The sequence below is a fragment of the Janthinobacterium kumbetense genome (genome assembly GCF_023703445.1).
GTDB lineage: Bacteria > Pseudomonadota > Gammaproteobacteria > Burkholderiales > Burkholderiaceae_D > Janthinobacterium > Janthinobacterium kumbetense.
Map to the genome: position 1 here is coordinate 991,025 of NZ_JAMQGR010000001.1, position 21,836 is coordinate 1,012,860.

22 protein-coding genes are annotated in these 21,836 nt (G+C 61.4%); 13 read left to right on the forward strand and 9 right to left on the reverse strand.

Features of this window, described 5'->3' with window-relative positions:
• Positions 1-10: 10 nt before the first annotated feature.
• The gene (locus NCG91_RS04510) at positions 11-1,561 is read left to right on the forward strand and encodes a methyl-accepting chemotaxis protein (protein WP_251348750.1); all 1,551 of its coding nucleotides are present in this window, start codon (positions 11-13) and stop codon (positions 1,559-1,561) included.
• Here the strand turns inward: NCG91_RS04510 and NCG91_RS04515 are convergent.
• Together NCG91_RS04515 and cadR are read right to left on the reverse strand one after the other, a co-directional pair.
• The gene (locus NCG91_RS04515) at positions 1,558-2,598 is read right to left on the reverse strand and encodes a hypothetical protein (protein WP_251348751.1); all 1,041 of its coding nucleotides are present in this window, start codon (positions 2,596-2,598) and stop codon (positions 1,558-1,560) included. The genes NCG91_RS04510 and NCG91_RS04515 overlap by 4 nt on opposite strands.
• A 43-nt stretch (positions 2,599-2,641) precedes the next feature.
• The gene (gene cadR / locus NCG91_RS04520; protein WP_034787498.1) at positions 2,642-3,073 is read right to left on the reverse strand and encodes a Cd(II)/Pb(II)-responsive transcriptional regulator; all 432 of its coding nucleotides are present in this window, start codon (positions 3,071-3,073) and stop codon (positions 2,642-2,644) included.
• Positions 3,074-3,173: 100 nt separating this feature from the next.
• Here cadR and NCG91_RS04525 point away from each other — a divergent pair, with 100 nt between their 5' ends.
• The 3 genes from NCG91_RS04525 (at position 3,174) to NCG91_RS04535 (ending at position 8,061) form a co-directional block, all read left to right on the forward strand.
• On the forward strand, positions 3,174-5,459 hold the full coding sequence (locus tag NCG91_RS04525) for a heavy metal translocating P-type ATPase (protein ID WP_251348752.1): 2,286 nt from the start codon (positions 3,174-3,176) through the stop codon (positions 5,457-5,459).
• A gap of 85 nt (positions 5,460-5,544) precedes the next feature.
• A complete protein-coding gene (locus NCG91_RS04530) occupies positions 5,545-7,002 on the forward strand; it encodes an alpha/beta fold hydrolase (protein ID WP_251348753.1) in 1,458 nt (485 codons plus the stop codon).
• A 9-nt stretch (positions 7,003-7,011) separates the two neighbouring features.
• Positions 7,012-8,061 (forward strand): alpha/beta hydrolase, encoded by a 1,050-nt coding sequence (locus NCG91_RS04535; RefSeq protein WP_251348754.1) that lies wholly within the window; start codon positions 7,012-7,014, stop codon positions 8,059-8,061.
• 14 nt (positions 8,062-8,075) lie between these two features.
• Here NCG91_RS04535 and NCG91_RS04540 read toward each other — a convergent pair whose 3' ends face one another.
• Positions 8,076-8,885 (reverse strand): anti-sigma factor family protein, encoded by an 810-nt coding sequence (locus tag NCG91_RS04540; protein WP_251348755.1) that lies wholly within the window; start codon positions 8,883-8,885, stop codon positions 8,076-8,078.
• Positions 8,872-9,363 (reverse strand): sigma-70 family RNA polymerase sigma factor, encoded by a 492-nt coding sequence (locus NCG91_RS04545; RefSeq protein WP_251348756.1) that lies wholly within the window; start codon positions 9,361-9,363, stop codon positions 8,872-8,874. The genes NCG91_RS04540 and NCG91_RS04545 overlap by 14 nt, the downstream gene beginning before the upstream one ends.
• A 234-nt stretch (positions 9,364-9,597) precedes the next feature.
• Between NCG91_RS04545 and NCG91_RS04550 the strand changes: the two genes are divergently transcribed.
• From NCG91_RS04550 to NCG91_RS04560, 3 genes are read left to right on the forward strand one after another with little or no spacing between them, the layout of a single operon-like run.
• A complete protein-coding gene (locus NCG91_RS04550) occupies positions 9,598-9,996 on the forward strand; it encodes a c-type cytochrome (protein WP_251348757.1) in 399 nt (132 codons plus the stop codon).
• Between the two features lie 58 nt (positions 9,997-10,054).
• Positions 10,055-10,948 carry a metallophosphoesterase family protein gene (locus tag NCG91_RS04555; RefSeq protein ID WP_251349219.1) on the forward strand — a complete coding sequence of 298 codons (894 nt, stop codon included), beginning with the start codon at positions 10,055-10,057 and terminating at the stop codon, positions 10,946-10,948.
• Positions 10,949-10,951: 3 nt separating this feature from the next.
• On the forward strand, positions 10,952-11,335 hold the full coding sequence (locus tag NCG91_RS04560) for a cupredoxin domain-containing protein (protein WP_251348758.1): 384 nt from the start codon (positions 10,952-10,954) through the stop codon (positions 11,333-11,335).
• Positions 11,336-11,460: 125 nt separating this feature from the next.
• Here the strand turns inward: NCG91_RS04560 and NCG91_RS04565 are convergent, their stop codons facing one another.
• The 3 genes from NCG91_RS04565 to NCG91_RS04575 form a co-directional block, all read right to left on the reverse strand.
• Positions 11,461-12,540 carry a suppressor of fused domain protein gene (locus NCG91_RS04565; protein WP_251348759.1) on the reverse strand — a complete coding sequence of 360 codons (1,080 nt, stop codon included), beginning with the start codon at positions 12,538-12,540 and terminating at the stop codon, positions 11,461-11,463.
• Between the two features lie 385 nt (positions 12,541-12,925).
• Positions 12,926-14,404, reverse strand: coding sequence for an MFS transporter (locus tag NCG91_RS04570; protein WP_285817064.1), 1,479 nt, complete (start codon positions 14,402-14,404; stop codon positions 12,926-12,928).
• Between the two features lie 128 nt (positions 14,405-14,532).
• The gene (locus NCG91_RS04575; protein WP_251348761.1) at positions 14,533-15,117 is read right to left on the reverse strand and encodes a GNAT family N-acetyltransferase; all 585 of its coding nucleotides are present in this window, start codon (positions 15,115-15,117) and stop codon (positions 14,533-14,535) included.
• Positions 15,118-15,214: 97 nt separating this feature from the next.
• Here NCG91_RS04575 and NCG91_RS04580 point away from each other — a divergent pair, with 97 nt between their 5' ends.
• The 6 genes from NCG91_RS04580 to NCG91_RS04605 all read left to right on the forward strand — a co-directional run bounded on the left by NCG91_RS04580 (position 15,215) and on the right by NCG91_RS04605 (position 20,158).
• Positions 15,215-16,096 (forward strand): LysR family transcriptional regulator, encoded by an 882-nt coding sequence (locus NCG91_RS04580; RefSeq protein WP_251348762.1) that lies wholly within the window; start codon positions 15,215-15,217, stop codon positions 16,094-16,096.
• Positions 16,097-16,394: 298 nt separating this feature from the next.
• Positions 16,395-17,612 (forward strand): DUF1444 domain-containing protein, encoded by a 1,218-nt coding sequence (locus NCG91_RS04585; RefSeq protein WP_251348763.1) that lies wholly within the window; start codon positions 16,395-16,397, stop codon positions 17,610-17,612.
• Positions 17,613-17,680: 68 nt separating this feature from the next.
• A complete protein-coding gene (locus tag NCG91_RS04590) occupies positions 17,681-18,070 on the forward strand; it encodes a hypothetical protein (RefSeq protein ID WP_251348764.1) in 390 nt (129 codons plus the stop codon).
• Positions 18,071-18,540: 470 nt separating this feature from the next.
• On the forward strand, positions 18,541-18,960 hold the full coding sequence (locus NCG91_RS04595; protein WP_251348765.1) for an NTF2 fold immunity protein: 420 nt from the start codon (positions 18,541-18,543) through the stop codon (positions 18,958-18,960).
• A gap of 117 nt (positions 18,961-19,077) precedes the next feature.
• Entirely contained in the window at positions 19,078-19,695 is a 618-nt protein-coding gene (locus tag NCG91_RS04600) for a hypothetical protein (RefSeq protein ID WP_251348766.1), read from the forward strand.
• A 4-nt stretch (positions 19,696-19,699) separates the two neighbouring features.
• Positions 19,700-20,158 (forward strand): hypothetical protein, encoded by a 459-nt coding sequence (locus NCG91_RS04605; RefSeq protein ID WP_251348767.1) that lies wholly within the window; start codon positions 19,700-19,702, stop codon positions 20,156-20,158.
• Positions 20,159-20,189: 31 nt separating this feature from the next.
• Here NCG91_RS04605 and NCG91_RS04610 read toward each other — a convergent pair whose 3' ends face one another.
• Both NCG91_RS04610 and NCG91_RS04615 read right to left on the reverse strand, forming a co-directional pair.
• The gene (locus tag NCG91_RS04610) at positions 20,190-21,242 is read right to left on the reverse strand and encodes an NAD(P)/FAD-dependent oxidoreductase (protein WP_251348768.1); all 1,053 of its coding nucleotides are present in this window, start codon (positions 21,240-21,242) and stop codon (positions 20,190-20,192) included.
• A 22-nt stretch (positions 21,243-21,264) separates the two neighbouring features.
• Positions 21,265-21,807 (reverse strand): GNAT family N-acetyltransferase, encoded by a 543-nt coding sequence (locus NCG91_RS04615; RefSeq protein WP_251348769.1) that lies wholly within the window; start codon positions 21,805-21,807, stop codon positions 21,265-21,267.
• Positions 21,808-21,836: the final 29 nt, after the last annotated feature.

Here is a 21,836-nt window from a genome sequence, read left to right on the forward strand (position 1 = left end):
AGGGGCTCCGATGAAAATCGCACAGAAGATGTTGATCGTCCCGGTGGTCGCGCTGGCTTGCCTGCTGGCCATGGGGGCCTTGTCCTACTTCGCCATGCAGCAGAACGAGCAGCGCATGCGCGAACTGAAAGACGTCACCCTGACGGCCGAGCGGCTTGCGAACCAGCAAGCTATTGCCCTGGGCCAGGTGCACGCCGACGTGTATGCGAAAATCGCCATCGCGGCCAGCCTGTCGGATGAACAATTCAAGCAATTCGGCGCGCAAACGGATGGCCAGCTGAACGCCATTGCGCAAGGCTTGAAGCAATTGCAGACATTCTCGGGCGCCGCCACGGAGGCGGGCCAGGCGCTGCCGGGTATCGAACGCTACCGTGCCAGCGTGGCGCAGGCGCTGGACCTGGCGTCCATGGACCCGAATACAGGCGTGGCGGCGATGCAAAATGCCGCCACGCACTACCAGCAAGTGCGCGGGCAGTTGCGCCAGGTGTTGCTCAATCTCGACCACCGCACTGTCGATGCCTTGCAGGATACCAAGAATGCGGGCCAGCGCGCCGGCTGGCTGTCGCTGGGCACCATGGCCATCGGCTTTGCCCTGCTGGCCCTGATCGCCACCTGGGTGGCGCGCTCCGTGGTGGGCCCCATCGACGAAGCTTGCCGTGCCGCCGAATCGCTGGCCGCCGGCGACTTGACCACGCGCATCGACGCTCGGGGCGACGACGAGGTGGGCAAGCTGGCGCGGGCCCTGGCCACGGTGCTGAAAAACTGGAACACTTTATTGGGCGACATCCGCCAGGCAGGCTCCACCATCACGGTGGAAGCGAGTGAAATCGCGCTGGGCAACGCGGACTTGTCGGCCCGCACGGAGTCGCAAGCTCATTCCTTGCAGGAAACGGCATCATCCATGCATGCCTTGACGGATACCGTGCGCGAAAACGCCAGCCATGCGCACCAGGCCAACCAGATGGTGCTGTCGACGTCGAACGTGGCGCTGGAAGGCGGCCGCGTGGTGGGCCAGGTGGTCGAGACGATGGGCTCGATCAAGGCCAGTTCCGGGCGCATCGTCGACATCATCGCCGTCATCGACGGCATTGCCTTCCAGACCAATATCCTCGCCTTGAACGCGGCCGTGGAAGCGGCGCGCGCGGGCGAACAGGGACGCGGCTTTGCCGTCGTCGCCACGGAAGTGCGGGGCCTGGCGCAGCGTTCGGCCACGGCGGCGCGCGAAATCAAGCAATTGATCGAGGATTCCGTGGCCAGGATAGAAACGGGCAGCGAGCTGGCCGACAGCGCCGGGCGCACCATGGGCGATATCGTCGCCTCCGTCCAGCAAGTGACGGAAATCATGAACGACATCACGGCGGCCAGCCAGCGCCAGAGCAAGGGCATCGAGGAAGTCAACAATGCCATCACGGAAATGGACGAATTGACCCAGCGCAATGCCGCCCTCGTCGAACAGTCGGCCGCTGCCGCGCAAAGCATGCAGGACCAGGCGCATGATTTATTGCGCGTGGTCGACGCCTTCCGCCTGGGCGAAGGCGGCCCACCGTTGCTGGCGCCTTAGCGCAAGCTGGGTATGGCGGCCTTGGCGCAGGCGACCATCTTGTCGCCTGCTTGCGCCAGGGCCGGATCGGAGTCCGTCTGCAGGCGCGTGCCGACGCTGTACTGGTCGGCATAACTGCCGCGCATGGCGGCGTAGGCATACACCTGGTCTTGTCCGCCCTTGCCCGCGCCGTAATCGACGGCCGCATAACCTATGTTTAACAGACTGTACAGCGCGCCGATCTGCTGCTCGTGCAGCCATTCCATCAATTGCACGATGCGGTATTGTTCAAGGTAGCTCAGCTCGCTGACATTGCGACCGGCCAGCGCATAATACAGTTCGGCGCGGGCCATCCAGTTGCCCTTGGCGGCGGCCGCCACCAGCGCATCCCAGGCGGGGCCGCCCCGCTCAAGCTGCGATTGGCGCGCCGTGGCGGACCAGGCATCGACGGCGGCCTGCTGCGGCAAGGGGCCGTAGGATGCGGGCGCGCGGCAGACGAACTGTCGCACATCGGCCCCGCCCGCCTTGATATCCTTGCTGATCTGGCCCTGGATGTTGTCGACCAATTCCAGCAAGCGCATGCCATAGTCATCCATCGACCAGGTGGCAGGCAGGCGCCCCAGCCAGGCCAGTTCGTCCTTGTTGGCACTGGCCGCCACGGCATACGCCTCGGCCTTGACTTGCAGCTGCGCTTGCGTCTTCTTCAGCAGTAACTTGGCCGCATCCTGTTCGATATCGTAGCGGCTGGCGCTCTGCATCAGTTGCGCGCATTGCTGCAGGGCGGCAGGCTCGCCTTGCCAGCATTTAGCGGGCACGGCCATATTCCAGCGCATGCTGACTGTTTCCAGAACGTAATTTTCTTCGCCTTCGGCCGGCTTCACGAACGCCCGCCCTGCCTCGTTCGTCAAGCCTTTCAGCAGTTGCTGGCCGCCGGCCGTGCTCCAAGTATAGGGATCGTCGGTGCGCGGCACGCCGGGCACGCTGTACAGGGTCAGATAGAAGGCGGATTGGGCTTGCTCAGCGGCATGAACCAGGGGTGACAGCAGGGAAAGTGTCAATAAAGTACTTTTAGAAAACAATGTTGGCATGAAGGTAGATAGATTAGTGAAGTTCGGTGTGGCAGGCGCAGTCGTGGCCGCTGGCCGCCTCGGACAGGTTTTGCAGGATGGCGCAGTCTTGCGACGGCTGCGGCTGGTCGCACTGGTGGCGCAGGGTCACCAGTTGCTGCTGCAAGGTTTGCAGGTTCGCCATTTGTTCGGCAATGCGCAGGATGTGGTGGTCGAGCAATTCATTGACGCTCTGACAACCTTCGGCCGGGTTGTTCTTAAATTCCAGCAAGGCGCGGATATCCGTCAAGCCGATCTGCAGAGAGCGGCAATGGCGGATGAATTGCAACCGTTCCTGGTGTTCTTCCCGGTACTCGCGGTAGCCGGCACTGTTGCGGCCCGGTTCCTGCAGCAAGCCCGCCTTTTCATAGTAACGCACGGTTTCCACGTCACAATCTGTCCGTTTGGCCAATTCTCCGATACGCATGGCATCCCCTTTTTTCATTTCAACTTGCAAATTCCGCTTGACCCTGTAGCCGCTACAGGGTTTCTAATGGAAGCATACACGAAACCGGAAGGACGATGCGATGCCGCACGATAGCCATAACCATACCCATGCGCACGACCACAAGCATGCGCACGAACCCAGCCCTGCGCCCAAGGCGGCCAGTTGCTGTTCCAGCCAGCATGCGTGCTCGTCCACGCCTGCCGCCGCGTCCGCTCCAGCGCTGCCCAGCGCCGCCATCGGCGGCGCCAACACGGCCAAATACCGCATCGCCAACATGGATTGCCCCACGGAAGAGCGCTTGATCCGCAACAAGCTGGCCACCATGGCCGGCGTCGTGGGCCTCGATTTCAACCTGATGAACCGCGTGCTGGACGTGCACCACACCCTGCCTACACTGGCCACGGTGGAAGCGGCCCTGCACGGCATCGGCATGCAAGCCATTCCCATGGAGGCGGACGCCGCCGTTTCGCGCAACCCGGACGAAGGCAGTCTCAGCGGCATGCAAAAGGGCTTGCTGGTCGTCTCCGGCCTGGCGGCGGCGGGCGCCGAAGCGCTGGCGTGGACCACGCATGCGGACAGTTCGCCCCTCGTCATCGCCCTGGCCCTGCTGTCGATCGCCGCGGGCGGCTGGCCGACCCTGAAAAAGGGTTGGATCGCCCTGAAAACGTTCACCCTGAACATCAATTTCCTGATGAGCCTAGCGGTTTTCGGCGCCATCGCCATCGGCCAATGGCCGGAAGCGGCCATGGTCATCTTCCTGTTCGCCATTGCCGAGCTGATCGAAGGCTTGTCCTTGAACCGCGCGCGCAACGCCGTGCAAAGCCTGATGCAGCTGGCGCCCGACACGGCGACCGTGGCCGACGCCAGCGGCGCCTGGAGCCAGGCGAACGTTGCCACGGTGGCCATCGGCACGTTGATGCGCGTCAAGCCGGGCGAGCGCATCGCCCTCGACGGCATCGTGCAAAGCGGCGTATCGTCCGTCAACCAGGCGCCGATCACGGGTGAAAGCATGCCGGTGGACAAGGCTGTGGGCGACGTCGTGTATGCGGGCACCATCAATGAACGGGGCTTGCTCGACGTCACCGTGACGGCCAACAGCGGCAACAGCACCCTGGCGAAAATCGTCAAGGTAATCGAGGAAACCCAGGGAAAACAGGCGCCCACGCAGCGCTTTGTCGATAACTTCGCCCGCTACTACACGCCCGCAGTCGTCGTCTTCGCCATCCTCGTGGCCGTGCTGCCGCCGCTGCTCTTCGGCGCGCCCTTCATGGCCTGGATCTACAAGGCGCTGGTGATGCTGGTGATCGCCTGCCCGTGCGCGCTCGTCATTTCCACGCCCGTCACCGTGGTCAGCGGCCTGACGGCGGCCGCGCGGCGCGGCATACTGGTGAAAGGCGGGCAATTCCTGGAAACGGGTTACCGCATCAAGGCCATCGCCGTCGACAAGACGGGCACCTTGACCATGGGCAAACCGGCCGTGACGGACGTGGTGGCCCTGGAAGGCAGCGACCGCGACGCCATCCTGCTGCTGGCCGCCAGCCTGGACGCCAATTCCGCCCACCCGCTGGCCGCCGCCATCGTCAAGGCGGGCCCGCCCGCCAGCAGCCACTTGCCCGTCACCCAGTTTGCCGCCCTGCATGGGCGCGGCGTGCGCGGCAGCATCGATGGACAAACGTATTACCTGGGCAATGCGCGCCTGATGACGGAATTGAACGCCCTGACGCCGGAGCTGCAAGCCATCCTGGCGCGGCTGGAACAGCAAGCCTACACGGCCATGGTGCTGGCCACCTCGTCCGGCGCGCTGGGCGTCATCGCCGTGGCCGACGTGCTGCGCCCGACGGCGGCGTCCGCCATTGCCCGCCTGAATGCGCTGGGCGTGACCACCGTGATGCTGACGGGAGACAACTTGCTGACGGCCCAGCGCATCGGCAATGAAGTGGGGGTCAGCCTGGTCAAGGCGGAATTGCTGCCAGAGAATAAACTGCATGAAATCAAGGCCTTGCAGCAGCAATTCGGCGTGGTCGCCATGCTCGGTGACGGCGTCAACGACGCCCCTGCCCTGGCGCAGGCCGACATCGGCTTTGCCATGGGCGCGGCCGGCAGCGACACGGCCATCGAAACGGCGGACGTGGCCCTGATGGACGATGAACTGGGCAAGTTGCCCGAATTCATCAGCCTGAGCCAACGCACGCGCAGCATCCTCGTGCAAAACATCAGCTTTGCCATCGGCATCAAGGCCGTGTTCTTCGGCCTGGCGCTGGCCGGCATGGCGACCCTGTGGATGGCCGTGTTCGCCGACGTGGGCGCCAGCCTGCTGGTGGTGGCCAACGGTTTGAGATTGTTGCGCAATAGCAAGCAAACATAGTCCCACGCAGAAATATTTCCATCTGGACAATTGCTGTAAAAAACGCTACTTTGGCGCTTGATCTCCACCTTCGCCAAAGTAGCCGATGACCGTTCTGCCCCGCCTCCCCCTGCTGGCCACCTTGCTGGCTGCTGCCTCCCTGCATGCCGAACCGATGTACTTCACCCCCTGCTCCGATACGGCCGTGCCCGGCAGCCTGTGCTCGGGTTTGAACGTGCCCGGCAGCTACGATGCCCAGGGCCGCGCCGTGGGCGAGCCGGACGCCATGCACGTTTTCGTGCGCAAGTTTGCGGCCGATGTGCCTGCCGGCAAGCCCGCCAAGGGCACCCTGTGGCTGGTGGCGGGCGGCCCCGGCGAATCGGGCGCTTCGTTCTACAACTTGCTGCCCACCTTGCGCCGCAGCTTTCCCGGCTTTGAATTCCTCATCCCCGACCACCGCGGCACGGGTCATTCTTCGCGCCTGTGCAAGGTGGAAGAGTCGGAACGGAGTCCCGGCGGCCGCGCCCTGGCGGGTGCCGAATGGGGCAGCTGCTTTGCCGGCATCAACTTGATGCCGGAATACGCGGGCCAGTTTTCCATCACCATGGCGGCGCGCGACTTGCAAGCCTTGATCGCAGGCGAACAGGGCAAGAACAAACCACCGATGTATGTATACAGTGTGTCGTATGGCACGCAGCTGGTCTTGCGCACCTTGCAGCTGGGACCGCTGCCCGTCAAGGGCGTCATCCTCGACTCGCTGGTACCGCCGCAGACGGATGCGCGCTGGGACTTGAGCCAGCGCTCGCACGTGGTCAACACGGTCGGCATGCAGGTGCTGGCCCGCTGCGATGCGGATGCCGCTTGCCACGCGGCATTGGGCGAGCCGGCCGCAACCCTGTACCGCCGCGTGCTGGACAAGGCGCAAGCCGATCCCGCGCTGCTGGCGAAGATGCCCGGCAAGAACCTGAAGCACTTCCTGGGCGGCATGCTCGACGTTCCGGCCGCCCGCGCCCGCATTCCCTACCTGCTGCGCGAGCTGGATCAGGGCAAGGATGGGGAACTGGCGTCCGTGCGCGCCACGTTGACGGACGCGGCAGCTGGCCTGGGCAGCTATCCCCAGTCGCCGCTGTCGATACCGCTGGTCAATATCATCAGCAATTCGGAAAACAATCTGCAAGCTTCGCTGCGCCCCGGCTGGGCCGCTACCGACATCGACCGCGACGAGGCGGACTTGCTGTTTACCAGTCCCCTGCCCCGCATCCTGCTGGGCGGCGGCTTGCCCACCTACTCGCGCGACGCCTATTTTGGCGCATTGCCGGCGAAAGTGCCGCCCACTCTGGTACTGCAGGGCACCCTGGATCCGAAGACGCCCTACGCGGGCGCGCAGGCGCAAGTGCAGGCCTTGACGCAGAACAAGGCCGGCAAGGTGGCCCTGTCCACCGTGTACAACGCCCCGCATTTCCTCCTGTGGACGGCGCCCGCCTGTTTTGAACAGGCCAGCAGCCGCTTTATCGCCGGCAAACCGGCGCAGGATTGCACGCTGCAGTTCCCACCAACTAACTAAGAGGACGATATGCGCATCACAGGCCTGGCATTGCTGCTGTTATCTTGTTTCGGCGCGGCACAAGCGGCGCCGCCTGCTTCGCCATCCATCTGCGCTTCGCCCGCACAGTCCGTCCGCGAACAGGGCTTTGTGCCCATCAATGGCATCGAGCAATGGATCACGGTCACGGGCGCCGCTTGCGGCAATCCCGTGATCCTGTTCATCCACGGCGGCCCCGGCAATGCGCTGAGTCCCTACGCGGATGCCATCTATGCGGGCTGGGAACGCCACTACACCCTGGTGCAGTGGGACCAGCGCGGCGCGGGCATGACGTATGGCAAACAGCGCCCATCGGAAGAGCTGCCCTTGACGCTGGAACAGATGCGCGACGACGGCATCGCCGTGGCCCGCTATATCGGGCAGCATCTGGGCCAGCGGAAAGTCATTTTGATGGGCAGTTCCTGGGGCTCGATCCTCGGTGTGCACATGGCCAAGGCGCAGCCAGAGCTGTTCCACGCGTATATCGGCACGGCGCAGGTGGTCAATGCGCGGGCCAACGAGGCCGGCATGTACCGGGAAGTGCTTGCGCTGGCGCAAGCGGCCGGCGATACCGCCACGGTGGACAAGCTGACGGCGCTCGGCGCGCCGCCATGGCGCGATCCGCGCAACTTCGGCATCCTGCGCCGCTTCGACCGCAAATATGAAGGATTGGCAACGGATGCGCCGCCCAAGCACTGGTGGCAGCCGGCGCCGTTTTACGCCACGCCGCAAGCGCTGGCCGATGCCGAGGCGGCCGATGACTACTCGTACATCCAGTTCATCGGCCTGCGGGGCGACGGCATGTTCGCCAAGGTCGACCTGCCCGCGCTGGGCACGCGCTTCGACTTGCCCGTGTTTTTCATCATGGGCGAAGCGGACTTGCTGACCTCGCCCGCCATCGCGCGCAGCTACTTCGACAGCATCACGGCGCCGGCCAAGGATTTTACCGTGGTGAAACGGGCCGGACACGACCCCAACCAGGCCGTGCACGACGCCCAATGGACGGTCTTGCGCGACAAGGTGGCGCCGCTGCTGAAGTAAAGCGCACGGCGCATTCACGGCACACTTTCCTTGTCGATCTGTGCCGTGAAGCGCCGCTCGAAGTCCATCAGCTCCGCCACATTCAGGTCCGAGATGAGCCGATAATCCATGCCGGAGCGGCTCCAGCGTATCAAATGATAGCCTTGCCTGACAGCCAGGCGCGGCGGCGCATCGCGCTGTGCCCCGTCGGGCCAGACATACAGGTTCAGCACATGCTGATGCCGGCGGTACGCGAGAGCGGCGACGGGACGCGCGTTGATATAGTCGAGGCGCCCGCCGATCAAGGGAAAACCTTCTTGCGCCAGATCAACCACGGGTGGAGAAAAGTCGAGCTTGCCGCTGAACCATGGCTTGACCGTATGCTGGTCGGAGGACGCCACGTCGGCCAGATGATCGGGCATCAGCGAACGGAAATGACTGGCAACGATCTCCTGGTCGAGCCGTTCCGCGTCCGAGGGCACGGACAGGTACAGCGCCAGGGTGACGGCCAGGGCCGTCGTGCTGACGCTGGCCACGCCAAAATTGATCCATGCCCACGGCAATTGCGCCCATTTCCTGCCGCGCGGGGCTTTCCTTGCCTGCTTGCCCTCTTCCTGCAGCGCCTGGCGCAGGCGCTGTTGCAGGAAAGCGGGCGCAGCATGGCCGGCGGCATGCTGTTTCACCGCCGCGCGCAGGGCAAACAGCTGCTCGCAAGCCCTGGCGCAGTCCGGGCACTGGGCCAGATGCTGCGCCAGTTGCGCCATGGCCGGGGCATCGAGCTCGCCATCGGCATAGGCGGACAGCCTGTCTTGTGATTCCTTGCACTCCATGTCAGCTCTCACCATCAGATTGTTTCAGGCGCGCCAGCAGCAGCTTGCGTCCGCGCGCCAGGCGCGACATCACCGTGCCGATCGGGATGCCGACGATGTCCGCGATCTCCTTGTAGGATAAATCGTCGATCTCTTTCAGCACCAGCACTTCCCTGAATGGCTGCGGCAGCGTATCCAGGGCATGGTTGACCGCCTCCTTCGCATCGGCGCGGGCCAGGATGTCTTCCGGGTTGCCGCATCCCTCCTCATCGTGGCCATGGAGTTCCTCGTCAAAGCCGATGTCAGCGTGTTCTGCGCGACCATCGCGCAGGGCCGTGTAATACGTATTGCGCACGATCGTCAGCAGCCAGGCGCGCGCGCCGTCGCCATGGTAGCCGTCCATGTAGCGGTAAGCGCGCAGGAAAGCCGTCTGCACCAGGTCCTGGGCATTCTGGTCATTGCGCGTGAGCCAGCGCGCCAGCTTGTAGGCGGCGTCCAGGTGAGGCAAGGCCATTTTTTCAAAGAACCGGGTTTTATCGATGTCGTTCAAATCAACACCCATCCGCCTGTCTGGCGTCTCAACTCCCAAGACTCGCTTTGCCTGCCGTTTATTCCCGATATGGCGGTTTTTTTACGGCAGAAAATAAACCGGCACAGGCGGGAATATTTGCCGCGCCTTCGCAGTTATAGCATGTGCAGGCCCCGATTGCATCGGGGCTTGGCAACCGCAAAGCGAAAGGAGCTCGACATGCAACACCCCTGCTTCCTCCCAGGCCTGGCCGCGGCCACGCTGATGGCGTTCAGCGGCGTCGCCACCGCCGGCGACGCCATGCACGGCCAGGTACTGTACAAGAGCATGTGCATATCCTGCCACTCGATCGACTACAACGGCGTGGGACCCGCGCACAAGGGCGTGTTCGGCAGGAAAGCCGGCAGTGTCGCCGACTACAACTATTCGCCCGCCGTGAAGGCGTCCGCCATCGTGTGGGGCGAGAAAACGCTGGACCAATGGCTGTCGGGTCCGGAAAAACTGATTCCCGGCCAAAAAATGGGCTACCTGGTGCCGTCCGCGCAGGACCGCGCCGACCTGATCGCTTATCTGAAGCAGGAATCCGCACGGGCCAGCCCTGCCCAGGCCACCAAATAGAGACAGTTGTGCCACCGCCTGCCAGCCATTGCCAGGCATTTCAAGGAGAAACATCATGATGGACCGCAGAAGCTTCATGAAACTGGCCGCCGTCGGCGGCGGCGCAGTGTTCATGTCCGGACTCTATGGGCGTGCGCCGGCGGCGGCCGGAAAGACGGCAGCCGCTCCCTACGAGGATTTCTATTTCGTCCAGTTGTCCGACGTGCACTGGGGTTTCACGGGCGCCGCCAACCCCGATGCCCTCCACACCTTCAGGAAGGCCGTCGCCACCGTCAACGCGCTCGAGGTGCAGCCCGATTTCATCATCTTTACGGGCGACCTCACGCATACCACGGACGACCCGAAGGAGCGCCGCCAGCGCATGGCCGAATTCAAGGACATCGCGGCCGGTCTGACGGTGAAAAACGTGCGCTTCATCCCCGGCGAGCACGACGCGTCGCTCGACAACGGCGCCGCCTACAAGGAAAACTTCGGCCCGTCCAACTACGCGTTCGAGCACAAGGGCGTGCATTTCATTGCTCTCGATAACGTCTCCGACCCCGGCGCGCGCATCGGCGACACGCAGCTGGAGTGGCTGAAGAACGACCTGGACAAGCAGGCCAAGGATGCGCGCATCGTCGTCTTCACCCACCGGCCCCTGTTCGACCTCGTGCCCAAATGGGACTGGGCCACGCGCGACGGCGACAAGGCGATGGCGCTATTGATGCCGTACAGCAATGTGACCGTGTTCTATGGCCATATCCACCAGGAACATCACCACATGATGGAGCACATCGCGCACCACGCCGCCAAATCCCTGATTTTTCCCTTGCCGGCACCGGGATCGCAGGAAAAGCGCACGCCCATGCCCTGGGACCCGGCCGCGCCGAACAAGGGCCTGGGCTTGCGCGAAGTGGAGGCGGAAGCAAACAAGGACTACAAGCTCACGGAATTTCCCGTCACAAGGAGCTGAGCCATGGACCGTGCAAGAAGACAGCTATGTGCAAGGTTGGCCTGCGGTATCGGCGCGCTGCTGACGGTAGCCGCCATCGACGCCCAGGGCGTGAAAAAAATTGCCGGAAAGGAAAGAATCATCGCCATCCAGGCGAAGAAATTCGTCTACACGCCGAACGAAATCACCTTGAAGAAGGATGAAGCGGTCGTGCTGGCGTTCACGGCCATCGATTTCATCCATGGTTTCTTCATCCCGGACATGCGCATCCGCGCCGACCTGCTGCCGGGCCAGGTCACCGAAGTGAGGCTGACGCCCGGCAAGGCCGGTGAATACGCCTTTTTATGCGACAACTTTTGCGGCAGCGGCCACGAGGAGATGAATGGGAAGATCATTGTCACGGAGTAAGGTGGACGAACCATACAGTTTGACGCAAGCCCGCCATGAGGCGAGCGACTTCGACGCGCCGCGCGTGCAAATGCTTCCTCCCCGCAACTACCGGCCGCCAAGGTTTGCTCTGTATGGCGCAGCGCTCAGCCGATGGTGGTGACGATATTGCCGTCGGCGTCGCGGATGGAAGTCTGTTGCACGATCCACGACACGGTCGGCAGCAGGTCCAACTGGTAGCGGCCGGCCTGCGGACGCATGGTGCGGGCGAAGTCCTGCGCGCATGCGGGCGTCATGGTGATCGCGACGCTACCATCGCGCATGGTGACGCTGCACGCTTCGCCGGGCTCTAGTTGCAGCTGCCAGTCGCGCCCGGCCAGCGTGAAGGGCCGTCCGAATGGAATCCGCAGCGGCAGCAGGGAGCACAGTTCATCTACCTGGCGCGCGCCAAGCGTCACTTCGGTCAGCGGCGCGCGTAGCAGGCGCTTGTGTTGCTCAACGCCCAACACCTCCGTGTACATGAAGCCGTTCCCGGAGCCGTCTCGCTCCATCCCGGCCTTCATTTGTGCGGCTAGGGCCGGGTCGTCCATCAGCGAACCGCGCTCCAGGTCGGTAATCCACAGCGGCATGCGGGGCAGGAAGGTATCCAGCACATGCTGCGGCGACCACAGCTTCGCCGCAGACTCTTCTTCCAAAGTGAGGCCAACCACCTGGATGAACTCGAGGTGTCCGTTCGGCGTTTCCAGGGCAGGTAGCTCCGGGTCGCGCGTCATCGCTATGGAGCAAATCCTGGTCTCAGTGCCGAGAGCGATCGGGCCGTTGGCCGTCATCCATTCGCCCGGCCTGAAGACATTTCCGGTCTTGAAGACATAGCGCGCAAGATTTTGCAGCATTGAGAACACCCACTTCGGCGCCTCGGTGGCGCCCTCTATCGCCCGCAAGCGGAAAGTCAGTTCGAAACCATAGCCGCTCACCTGTTCGTCTTCCTGCACTTTTTCATACAGTTCCGACAAGCCGAATGTCACGTAATGCCAATGCGGCACCGGATGCGCGCGGTAATAGGCGCTGATACCGTCCAGCGGGTCCGGCCCGCCCAGGCGATAGTTAATAAGCGGGCCCATATGCTGGGGCTTCTGCTCGCCATACAGCGACGCGAGGCTGGCGTCGATGGCGGACCAGCCAGCTGAGTCGTCATCGTCCAGGGAGTTGACCGGATATTCGTTCACAGCCGCGCCACGTGGTAGCCGGAATGAAAAACAACCCTTGAACGGTCCTGGGTCGACCTCATTTCCTCATCGCCTGGTGGGCGAAAGGGAGCGTTTTCTGTAGGCATATGCTGGTTTTCTTTGTGGATTTGGGCTGTGCAACGACGAAGGATCGCTTCTCGCCGCCGGCGGCCCGTGAGCATAACGAATTACCCAGCGTGAAAAGTCACACATTGTCACGTCAACGCGAATGACTGCTTCTGACTACGGATTCAATCGGTCAACGCAACACACTGTACACATCGTTGGGCCGGTGTTTGGTAATGTTGCGTCTGACTATTCTTCCAGAACCGAATCCTGCTGGCGCCGCCGCTCATGGCGACGCCAGCACCCAAGGGGCGGTCGATCAGACCGCGCGGCGTGCCCGCAGATGCAGGTGGCGGATGGTGGCTGCGGCCGCCATCAGGATGGCGGAAGCCGTGGCCAGCACGACAATGAACGCCTTGTCGAAGGCCGAGCGGGCCAGTTCCGACACTTGCAAGCCCAGTTCGGCCGGCAATTGCTCGGCGGCCAGCAGCGCCGCGTCGAGCGTGTCATGGGCATTCGGCAGCAGGCCCGCGCTTTCCGGGATCACCAGCGTGGCGCTGTAGACGGCCGACAAGATGGTGCCCAGCACCGTCACGCCGATCACGGCGCCCAGTTCATACGACACTTCCTCGATCGAGGCGGCCATGCCGGCCTGTTGCGGGGCCACGTTCAGCATCACGGCGCTGGACGCGGCCGTCATGACGGCGCCCAGGCCCAGGCCCAGGATCACCAGGCTGGCCACTTGGGCCGAGACGGCGGCGTCATGCAGCAGCAGATAAGACGCCATGCCGATGCCGGACACCAGCAAGGAACCCCACAAGACCTTGGCCTTGTCGGCGCGCGGCAACATGAAACCCGTCAACGGGCCGGCAAACACGGATGCCAGCGGCAACGGCAACAGCAGCAAGCCCGCTTCCAGCGGCGACAGTTCCCGCACCAGCTGCATGTGCTGGCTTAGTGCCAGTTCCATGCCGATCAGGGCGGCGGAAGCCACCATGGCGGCGGCCACGGCGCTGGAAAACGGCAGTTCGCGGAACAGGGCGAAGTCGATCAGCGGCCTGGCTTGCCGCTTCTGGCGGCGCACGAACTTCAGCATGAAGAAGGCGCCCACGGCGAACGAGGCGGCGGCCAGCGCATACGACGGCTGCGACTTGCCCAGCTCCTTGATCGCATACACGCCACCAAGCAGGCCCATCATGACTTGCAGCGAACCCTTCAAGTCCCACGGCTTGTCGCGGTTACCGGCCCGCTTCGGCAGGACGATGGCGGCCAGCACCAGGGTCAGCAGGACGATGGGCACGTTGATCAGGAAAACGGAACCCCACCAGTAATGTTCCATCAGGAAACCGCCCAGCACGGGGCCGAACGCGGCGCCGCCCGAGGCGATGGCCGCCCACACGCCGATGGCGAAGGAGCGCTCGCGGTTATCCGTAAAGGTCAGGCGGATGATGGACAAGGTGGCCGGCATCATCAGCGCGGCGCCGATGGCCAGCAGCACGCGGGCAAAGATCAGCCACTCCGGCGCGGGCGAAAACGCGGCGCACAGCGAGGCGATGCCGAACACGGCCAGGCCGGCGAGGAAAACGGGTTTGTGGCTCAAGCGGTCACCGAGGGTACCGAGGCCGGGCAACAAGCCGGAGACGACCAGCGCGTACACGTTGATGATCCACAGTTTTTGCGAGGAAGTGGCCTGCAAGTCGCGCGTCAGCGCGGGCAAGGCGGTGTAGAGCACGGTCATGTCGACCACGATGAGGAACAAGGCGCTGGAGACGATGGCCAGCGTCAGCCATTTTTTCATTGGATGCATAAACAACTCATGGATTTTAGTGTAACTTTTAACAACTATCGGTATGGATGAATTTGGTGCTGCGCAAATATTTACGTTCCAGGCTGCCACGGGCCTGGGCTGGTCGGGGGCGGCGGGCGTCAGCCACGGTCGCCATCCTTGTCATCCACGGCGGCCGTCACTTCCGGCACGTCGAGTTCGCGCAGCATGACGACGGACACTTGCTTGAAGCCGCGGCCCTGGAAGAAGGTCTGCGCCGTCAGGTTGTGCGCGCCGCATTCGAGGAACAGGCGGGCGATGCCGTGGCTGCGCAATTCGCTCGCTACCCACTCCACCAGCTGGCTGCCGATGCCGCTGCCGCGCACGGAAGGCAGCAGGACCAGGTCGTCCAGCGCGGCGAACGATTTCGAGGCGCGCTGGCGCGTGTCGATGGAAACGAGGGCCATGCCGACGATGGCCTCGCCCGAGGTGGCGATGGCCAGCAGGGTTGAATCGCCATGCGCCCAGTCATGCGACAGGGCGGCGCGGATTTCGCCGCGTATGACCTCAGGCAAGTCCGCGCGCCAGTTGCCCGGCGCATCGGCACGCTCGCCCTGCAGCTCCGAATGGGAGATGTAGTCGGCGCTGACGTTGTCGAGGTAGAGCTGGCACAGCGCGTCTTCGGCGGTGGCGTCGTGACACCAGCTGAAGCTGATGACGGGGGTATGGGCTTGAGCGTTTTTCATGGCGGATCTCGTGTTGTTGAAAATGTAAATGCATTTTATGTCGCCCCTGAATGGCATTCAAGTTAAAATCCATCTGTAAAACAGATAGGTGGATGCCATGCAATGGACTTTGGAACAAATGCGCTACTTCGAGGCGGCCGTCGCGGCCGGCTCTTTCTCGGGCGCGGCGCGCCGGCTGGGCCGCGCGCAATCGGTGGTCAGTACCTCGATCGGCTTGCTGGAAGCGGAATTCGGCGTGGAACTGTTCGACCGTTCGCGCCGCAGCGCCGTGCTGACGGAAGCGGGCAAGGTGATGCACCTGGAAGCGTGCGAACTGCTGCGCCAGGCCGAGCGGCTGCAGCTGCGCGCCCAGTTGCTGAGCGAGGCGCCGGAAGCGCAGCTGACCCTGGCCCTGGACGAAGCCCTGCCCTACCTGGCCATCAGCACCCTGGTGAAGGAACTGGCGGCGCGCTACCCGGCGCTGGAACTGGTGATGCTCAACGCCACGGCGTCGGAAGTGGCGCAATACGTGGAGCAGCAGCAAGCGGACGTGGCCTTCCACTTCGACCGCGGCCCCATCTCCCCCGTGCTGGAGCAGCAGCACATCGGCAGCGTGGCGCAAGGCGTGTTCGTGGCCAAAGGCCACGCGATGGCCCACGGCCAGGAAGTGAGCCGCAACGAGCTGACCCGCTACCGCCAGCTGATCATGGATTCAGAACTGAACCGCGAACACGCGTTCAGCCCCGCCGTCTGGTTTTCCGACAGTTTTTACAGCATCGCGGAAATGGTCGCGGACGAGCTGGGCTGGGCAATTCTGCCCCTGAACATCGCCAATTATGACAACTACAAGGGTTATTTGCAGGAAGTGCCCTGCCCTGCGCTGGCCCTGTCGCGCTTGCCCGTGCGGCGCTTATCGATCCACGGCAAGAAGCTCAGCGAGACGAGTTTGTGGCTGACGACCAGATTGGCGGAGTTGTTGCTGGATGGGCCGCGGGGGTGAGGTCATGTAGTTAATACAGAACATTGGAAGCGTAAGCACTCGATAGACTTGCGTCCACATCGCCACTCGCCCCAAAACATCAAAGATGCTTTGGCTGGAAAGTTGCTACGAAGTTTTTAAGCAGTCACTGAGTTTATTTGTGCAACAAAGTCACTATTGATCGACAAATTCACTGGCCTTGGTCATGACAATATAATTTGAATTTATCCCGTTTATTGAAAGAACAGTGCGCATTACAATCATTGTTAATCACGATTATAATCCGCCATGATCTTTTTATCTTTCAATTAAAAATTCCATGAATCTACTCGATTTTTTCCGAACGCGTCCCTCACCAGATTCTTTTGCCTCCCTAGTCATGCGCCAAGCGCGCGCCGACGGCCAGGTACAGAAATTGATTTACGATGCGGAGCAGTTTCGCATTCTAATGGGTGAAAACAGTCAGCATATCTTCAATCTGGATAATGCCTATCACGATTATTGCGCCGCGCCGCGCAAGATGCGTGCGCAAGTGCTGCAAAACTATCTGGCCAGCATGGTCGTGCCCGGCCTGCCTGCCAGCTTTGCCGAAGCCAAACCCTGCCTGATGCCGGTGGTACGCAGCCGGGCACAAGGCGACTACTTGCGCCTGGTGGCGCTGGCCCAGCCAGAGCGCCAGCAAGTGAACGATGCCTACCGCTCACTGGACGACGATACGATCATCATGCTGGCCTACAACACAGACTCGCACATGGCAATCGTCGGCCAGGCCGTCTTGGCGCAATGGGGCGTGACGTTCGATGCAGCGCTGACGGCGGCCATGGACAATCTGCGCGAATGCACGCCGTACAGCTTTACGGATCTGGGCGATGGACTGCTGATGGGCGAATGGCAGGACGACTATGATTCATCGCGCCTGCTGCTGCCTGATTTGCTGAGTCGCGTCTGCAAAGACGCCGAACCGCTGGCGATGATTCCCTCGCGTGGACGTTTCCTGCTGGCATCGTCACATAATGTAGCGGGGCAATTGCGCATGATCTCCCTGGCCGACCAGCTGGTGCAGGACGAGGGACGCCTGGTCTCGGCCACCATGTATCGCATTGAACAGGGAAAAATCGCCGTGTTCCAGCCATCGGACGCGGCCGTGGCCGGAGCCTTGGCGCACTTTCAACAGTTAATGCGCGCACATCACTACGAGCTGCAGAAAGAGCAGTGGGATCGGGTCAACGACAGCATTGGAGAGGATATTTTCGTGGCCACTTGCATGTTGATAAAGTCAAAAGATGGCCAGCGCGTTACATCTGCGGCAAGCTGGACCCGCGGTGTCAACACGCTGCTGCCGCGCACTGATGTAGTGGCCATGGTGGAGCTTGACGATGCCGGCGGCGAAAGCACCACCAAGATGCTGGCATGGAATGATGCATTGGCCATCTGCGGTGAACTGATGCAGGAAGTCGATTGCTATCCAGTGCGCTATCGGGTACAGGCATTCCCTGCCGCGCAGCATCTTGAGTCGGCGCCAGCCTTTGAGTTGTAGCATTTTATTCAAGCCATTGATATTAGCCAAAGTTATTTAAAATTAAATTTCCAGCAGGACATGAAATAATGAAAATAGACTGCGACCATGCAAGAAAAGTTGAAATAGCGGTGGAATTTCCAATTTCAATACTATGCAAATATAATGGCCCTGACAATTTGGATGTGACGCTGGACGATAATATAACATACCTGATTAATGAAGCATTGAGAAAAGCCGGAGCATATGTAAAAAACAAGGCAATGAAAACGTATTACTCCGCGGAGAATGAGGAAATCCTAAGTTATCAACTGACATTGATCGTTCAACCACCTGGTGTTAACTTGCACTGCATTGTGGATGATCTGACTCAGGAGAATTTCCATCAAGGATTATGCATTAAAATGCAATCTCAGCATCATGGTTTTAGAATGGTCTATCCGCAATCCGCAATCCGCAGTCGGGTGAAGCTGAGCTGAGCATTGATGTACTTCCCAGGCCTGAATTCAAGAATTACTTTTCGACGGAGTACGCTTTGCAGTCGCAGTCATCGCAAGCCCGATTCAGCCGAGAATTTTGCTGTGAATCAGCGGGAAGCCACAACTCAGGAAGTCCCCTGGCCTTGTCGCGCCTGCCCGTGCGGCGGCTATCGATACATGGAAAGAAACTCAGCGAGACGAGTTTCTGGCTGACGACCAGATTGGCGGAGTTGTTGCTGGATGGGCCGCGGGGGTGAGTGCATGCAAGTCCATGTAGAAATGTGGATGTTTTTAATGCTCAATAGAAGCGAGTTCCTGGGTGCTGATCCGGTGCGACAAGGAAGCAGAGTTAAATGCCGAGGTATGGCACAATCCTGAATGGTCTGAACTTGAATGATCAAAGATGGCAGCATGAAATGACGGGCGCTGGCATCTTTATTGACACTAGCGACATTTGCTAGCCAAGGGAAATGATGAGTATTGAAATAGTTGATGTGGAAAATGTATTGAAGGATTTTATTCTGGTCATGAATGGTTGGGAACTTCATTACTACCCCGAGGTGCGAGAGAAAGGGCTGATTACTCTCAAAGAAAAAATGAAGCAGGATCTTGATGCTATTTTTGATTGCTTTTGCACCAAAAAAGAAAGAAAACAAGGTCGCCAGATGTCATTGCTCTGCAGCGATCCTCCTGAATACTCACCCACCGAAATATTTTTAAATTCATGCATCTCAGGAAGTAAAGCTGTCATTTCCACGCAGCAGACTTCGGGATTCAAGAATAGATACAGATATACATTTGGTCTTAAAAACCAGCAATGGTTTATTGATAAAAAAGAATGGCTTGATGAAGAGGAAGGCATGGAGCGTTGGCGACCGGCGTATCTTTAGTCGCGTTCGCTCAAGCTTGCGCCAATGCGGGCCACGCGACGACGATCAACGCAGTCCCCGCTTCCGAGAGACGCCAGCAATCATAACGAGCGCGGTACCGTCCGCACCAGGAAAAGAATGAGTATTAACACCAAACTGAAAAAACTCGAAGAAAAGGCCATGGCCAAAGGCGAGTATGCGGTCGCCGCAGCTGCAGCCCATCTGTTGCAGGATATTGGCTGCGTGGACAAGCAGATTAACCTGGTCGGCGCGCTGCACGAAGTCGGCTACCTGCAGAATTCGTTTGCTCCATACTGGAAAGAATTCAGAACTGATGAATTGGCATGGATAGAACGCTGTTTGGCCAGGCTTGTCACTGCTGACCATGACTATTGGGCGCTTGCCGCGCTTCTGGGCTGCAATGGTCCAACGACCATCAGCATCGCCATTGGCCAGGGTTTTAAATCCGCTGCAACAAGGCTTTACGAACGTTTTGACAAACCCAAGGTCCATGTCGATACTTTATATTTGACAGCTAATGGAGAAGTGCTGCATCCCGTATTGGAAGTCGGCTATGACATCAAAGACATGAAAACTGTCGACATGGGAAGAGCACGGGCACTTAATCTGAAGAATAAACAATGGAAGCCAGGCGATCGTATGGGCGACGGCGGACTGTCACTTTCCATGCAGGCCAAACTTCCGCATGGCGCATGGCGCTCGGTATGGACGGCTTTTAAAACATGGGATGCATGACGACATGATGAATTGCAGGACAGTCAATGCATGGCTGGAAATGGCGCAAGACGATGAAGTGTTCATTGATGCCGACGACATCAACCGCGAAGCGATGGAGAACATGTGGAGCTTTTCGCCCACGGACGAGGAAACGCCGCAGATTCATGCGGCCGATATCGTTGCATTCATCGAGGAATTGATCGCGGCACGCGGCAATGCGCTCGCTGGCGAGCAGATGCTGTTCTATTGCTGGCACGATGTGCAGTGCCGCCAGTTGCGCTTCAGCCTGGTGTCGCGCTCGCATGGCCGGCTGCCGTTTCGCTGCGAGGTGCGCGAAACGCAGGATTTGGCGCTGATCGCCGACCGCGTGGTGAACGGGGACTGGCGCAACGAAGATTTCATGCAAGCCCCGTCGGAGGACGGCGATGAGCAAGAGTCGCCGCCGTTCATCCTGCCCGCATTTGTCGTGCCCGTGCCGTAGGAATCGGCGCGGCACGGGGTCTTCACGTTATTTACGCCAGGAAACGCGCGGGCCGGCAAGCTTCCAGGGCTGACGCTGGCTGTCCATCGACAATTTCCCCGCTGGCTAGCTGTCCCACGATGCTGGCCAGCACGACGCCCGGATGCATGGCGCACACGTACGCGCCTTCGACCTGCGGCAAGTAGCCGATGATGGGCACGCCATCGACGGGCATGGGGCGCAGGCCGATGCAGGCGAATTCCGGCGTGATGGTGTCGGCGCCCTCAAGTTCACTGCGGATCGCGCTGGCCGTGCGTTGCGCCATGGCGGCCGGCTGGTTTTCAGGCGCTTCGTCCACATAATCTTCCGCCGCCAGCATGGTGCCGTCTTCGTCTTGCCGCACTTCCATGGCATGGCTGGAAATAATGCCGCGCACCAAGCCGGGCGGCGCCTGGTAGCGCAGGAAGACGGCGGGCGAGGCGTGGATGGGCAGGCTGGCGCCCAGCTGCTCCGCCAGCGCGGCAGTGGCGGTACCTGCCGCCAGCACGATCACGTCCGCATCGATGACGCCAGCGGCCGTTTCCACGCCCGTCACCTTCCCGTCCTGGACGGCAAAGCCCAGCACGGGCGTGTGCGTGCGGACCGTCGCGCCGAGCGCCCGGGCCGCTGCCAGCAAGGCGAGGGTCGCGGCGACGGCGTCGAGGGCGCCCTGCTCCGGCTCGTACAGCGCCTGCTCCGGCGGTTGCCGCAGCTGCGGTTCCAGCTGGGCGATGCGGGTGCGGTCGATCACCATGCATGAGGGAGAAACGCGCCCATCCTGCGTGCCATACGACAAGGCGCCATGCCAGCGCACCGCCAAGCCGGGCACCTGCGTTTCCAGCCGGCGCCAGGCGGCGATGGCGCCGCCGCGCAGGGCCGCGATGGGATCCATCCCCGCGCAGGACGCGTTAAGCCAGGCAAACGAGGTGCCCGTCACGCCGGAAGCGATGCCGCCCGCCTCGACGACGGTGACTTGCGCCCCCTTGCTGGCCAGGTGGTACGCGAGCGATGCGCCGACGATGCCGGCGCCGATGACGACGATGCGTTTTGAGGTTTCTTGATTCATATTTGGCAACTTTGCATATTTATCATAGGGCAGAGTCTACCCCAGCCGCCCGCAATTCCAGCGCAAACCGGTGGCCATCGACGACGTTGCCTTCCACGATGGCAATATCGGGCACGGCCATTCCCTGTGCGAAACCGCAGCGTTCCAGCACGCGGATCGACGCCGCATTGCCATCGATGGCGTAGGCGCACAGGCTGGCCAGCCGCCATTCGTCTTGCGCCAGGGCAATCAGGTACTGCAGCGCGGCCGTGGCCAGGCCCTTGCCCGTCTGCTGTTCCCCGATGCGATAGCCGACTTCGGCTACGCCTTGCTCCCGGTCAATGTCCTTGAGGTTGGCGCGCCCGATCAATTGCCCGTATTCGTCCACGATGACGCAGGGGTGCATGCGCCCCTGTGCATGCTCGTCCAGGAATTGCGCGACGTGCGCGTGGATGCCGTCGATGCTGTAAAAAGCGTCCGGACGCCGGTCGATATGGCGCTCGAACCACGCCCGGTTGGCTTGTTCGAAGGCCAACAAGGGCGCGGCGTCGTCCGGGCGCAGGGTGCGTATGGCAAAGGTGCTCATGGAAACTCCTGGAAAGGCATGAGTCTAGT